We start from the raw sequence: 2,560 nt of genomic DNA, 5'->3' as shown, positions 1-2,560 counted from the left end.
TTTAGGACCATACGATTTCTTACCATTAGGATTGCTCTTTCTTTTACCAAAAGATACTTTGTTTGCCGAACCTACTGACTTTGCCATTTGTTGTTACATTTTTGTTGTAAATTGTAACGTAACCTATTTAAAATGCTTCTTAATTAATCTAGCTCCCAATATCCATTTTTTTCCTATTGGGTTTTCAATTGGTTTTCTTAAAAACGCATCCACTTGTTTTTGTACTGATTTAGAAACTGGTTGATATTCCGTATTATCTACTATGATAAAATTGTTGTGGAATATTCCCTGAAACTTACCCATATTCTCTTGGCATTTAGACCATACTTCTCTTACCAATGATTCAGGTAGACTTCTACTTCTTTCAGCATTTCTTTTAATCGCAACTTCCAACGAAGTGTTTACGAATACCATATAACAATCATACCCAAGCTTTTCAGCTTTTTCTTTTTTGTTACGGATTTTAAGAATTTCATCTCCCGTTCCGTCGATTATCATTCCCAATCTCCCTGCCTCGTAAAATGCTTGTTGTTTTTGTGTAACGGCTTTAGCTTTGTTACGAATTGAATCACCTTCTTCTCCGGCTATATAAGCCCAGAAGTTAGGGTCATTCTTTTCTATATCCGCTAAATCTTTTGGATTAATACCATTCTTTTTAAGAGCTTGTTCAAATGCCATATCTGAACTGATGAGTTTTAACCCACCCGCCGATACGGTTTCAATATCACCCTTACCTACACCAAAGATTTCCTTTGCAGTATAGGATTTACCACTACCCGGTCCACCAGCCAAAAAGACACATTTAAGGATACCAGGATCATCAACTCCTTCGGTGATTATTTCAGCGAATAGTTTGTTTCTGATTTCCTTAATCTCTTTTTGGATAGTAGATAGTTCGGATATAAGGTTCTTCATTGATTACTTAATCTTCTTAGCTGCTGGTTTCTTAGCTGCTGGCTTTTTCTTTTCAACAACAACAGTTTTAGCAACTTTTTTAGCTTTATCAGCTACTTTCTTTACTTTAACTGCAACTTCCTTTACTTCTTCGATTTTTTCTTCGATAACGTCAGGAATGTTATTGTTGTTCTTATCTTCAATCTTACCAGATTTCATACCAAAGTATGCAAATGTTCCACCGATTGCTAGAACTGCCACAATAATTAAAAATGTAGTCATAATTTTTGTTTTAAGGTTTATGTATAAATATATAGTTTTTTTGTAAACAAACGTTAATCTTCACCATATAAAGAGTATTTTGTAATAGGTTTTTCTACCTTTACTTCCTCTTTATAGATTACTTCTACCGTCCCTTTACGAGCTGATAGGAAGAATTCGGTTTGTCCAGTTTGTTGGAAATGATACTCCAACCCATCGGTTAGAGATTCCAAAATTGTAGAAGGAGAATCCACTGGTTGCCATCTGTCACCCGGTGGAACTCTCTTTAATACAACTTCTTTAATTTCTTCTATTTTAGTTTCAAATGCCATTACTTGATAACTTGTAAAATTTTAGATTCTTTTGCAGATGTTACTTCGTAATCCAATTGGATACCAGCATCTTCAAATTCTTTAACCACTCTAGCTTCTGCTTCAGTAACTGTCATAGCATCTACTAAATAGTTTTCCTTTACTTTCTTAATTTTTGTACCACCTTTGCCACCGTCTACTTCGTGTTGTACGGTCACTGTAACTTCAAAATACTTTGCCATAATTTATGTTTTTAATGTTTAATTACAAATATACGATATTTTATTGAATCTACCAAATTAATATTCATATTCTTTTTTAGGACCTGATAGGTTTCCGTTAATTAGGAACGAACAATTGAAGCATAACATCCTTAAATTATCGTATTTATGGTTCTTTTTATCACCATCTATAAAATCAAGTACTAATGGAACTCTATGGTCAGTAATCCTTCTTTCTTCAAATCCACAATTACAGCATTTTTCTTCCATATACCCACTAAGCAATAATCTTCTTTTTAATTTCCATACTGGATATTTTGGGTATTTTCCCGCAATAATATCATCCAACGAATGATACCCATGCACACTTTGAGACCCTTTACGAATTCCTATGCCATGTGGATTTTTCAAATCCTCAAATACTTTATATTCTTTTGCGTATTTTTTATAGGTATTGTAAGATACCCCTAATAATTTTGCAGCTTCAGCTGCTGAACGTGCTTTCTTTTGTATATCCCTAATTTCAGACTCTAACAATGGTCTTGCACCTAATCCTCTCTTTGTTCTTCTTTGGGGAGCTAATGATAAATCCTTTGTAGGGTCAAAGTTTGTAAACTCCTTAAATTCTTTTTGTTCTTCCATAACAATTTTGATATACTAATTTAATTTCTTTATATAAGTATATCAATTTTATTTTTTCAGACCGTATTTTATCCATTTATACCAAATTCTTTCATGGATGTAATACTGAATAGGTTTGTAAATCAATTCTGCTACCCCAAATGCGGCGCCAATTTTAATTGAACCACTTACCCACCACATTATAATAAACCCAATTAAAGTACTTAAAATACGATATGAGATGGTTTTAGC

6 protein-coding genes are annotated in these 2,560 nt (G+C 33.1%); all 6 read right to left on the bottom strand.

Going from position 1 to position 2,560, the window contains the following annotated elements; all coding sequences use genetic code 11:
* Window positions 1-123 precede the first annotated feature (123 nt).
* Window positions 124-915: an AAA family ATPase gene (locus ACIQ0Q_RS09670; RefSeq protein WP_395772728.1), complete on the bottom strand. Its 792-nt coding sequence runs from the start codon at window positions 913-915 to the stop codon at window positions 124-126.
* A gap of 3 nt (window positions 916-918) precedes the next feature.
* Window positions 919-1,176, bottom strand: coding sequence for a hypothetical protein (locus tag ACIQ0Q_RS09665; RefSeq protein WP_395772727.1), 258 nt, complete (start codon window positions 1,174-1,176; stop codon window positions 919-921).
* A gap of 53 nt (window positions 1,177-1,229) precedes the next feature.
* Window positions 1,230-1,487 carry a hypothetical protein gene (locus ACIQ0Q_RS09660; RefSeq protein ID WP_395772726.1) on the bottom strand — a complete coding sequence of 86 codons (258 nt, stop codon included), beginning with the start codon at window positions 1,485-1,487 and terminating at the stop codon, window positions 1,230-1,232.
* Window positions 1,487-1,708 (bottom strand): DUF4494 family protein, encoded by a 222-nt coding sequence (locus ACIQ0Q_RS09655; RefSeq protein ID WP_395772725.1) that lies wholly within the window; start codon window positions 1,706-1,708, stop codon window positions 1,487-1,489. The genes ACIQ0Q_RS09660 and ACIQ0Q_RS09655 overlap by 1 nt, the downstream gene beginning before the upstream one ends.
* A gap of 57 nt (window positions 1,709-1,765) precedes the next feature.
* Complete coding sequence (locus ACIQ0Q_RS09650) at window positions 1,766-2,329, bottom strand: hypothetical protein (RefSeq protein ID WP_395772724.1); 564 nt, start codon at window positions 2,327-2,329, stop codon at window positions 1,766-1,768.
* A gap of 48 nt (window positions 2,330-2,377) precedes the next feature.
* On the bottom strand, window positions 2,378-2,560 hold a 183-nt coding region (locus tag ACIQ0Q_RS09645), incomplete at its 5' end, for a DUF2061 domain-containing protein (RefSeq protein ID WP_395772723.1).

This window comes from Arenimonas sp. (assembly GCF_044348765.1).
Lineage (GTDB): Bacteria > Pseudomonadota > Gammaproteobacteria > Xanthomonadales > Xanthomonadaceae > Arenimonas.
Note: the sequence above shows the minus strand (reverse complement) of the source record. Positions and strands in the feature narration are given on the sequence as shown.

Bases quoted from the DNA above. Each gene is read 5' to 3' on its own strand.
- ACIQ0Q_RS09670 (WP_395772728.1), bottom strand. From the start codon at position 915: ATGAAGAACCTTATATCCGAACTATCTACTATCCAAAAAGAGATTAAG.
- ACIQ0Q_RS09665 (WP_395772727.1), bottom strand. From the start codon at position 1,176: ATGACTACATTTTTAATTATTGTGGCAGTTCTAGCAATCGGTGGAACA.
- ACIQ0Q_RS09660 (WP_395772726.1), bottom strand. From the start codon at position 1,487: ATGGCATTTGAAACTAAAATAGAAGAAATTAAAGAAGTTGTATTAAAG.
- ACIQ0Q_RS09655 (WP_395772725.1), bottom strand. From the start codon at position 1,708: ATGGCAAAGTATTTTGAAGTTACAGTGACCGTACAACACGAAGTAGAC.
- ACIQ0Q_RS09650 (WP_395772724.1), bottom strand. From the start codon at position 2,329: ATGGAAGAACAAAAAGAATTTAAGGAGTTTACAAACTTTGACCCTACA.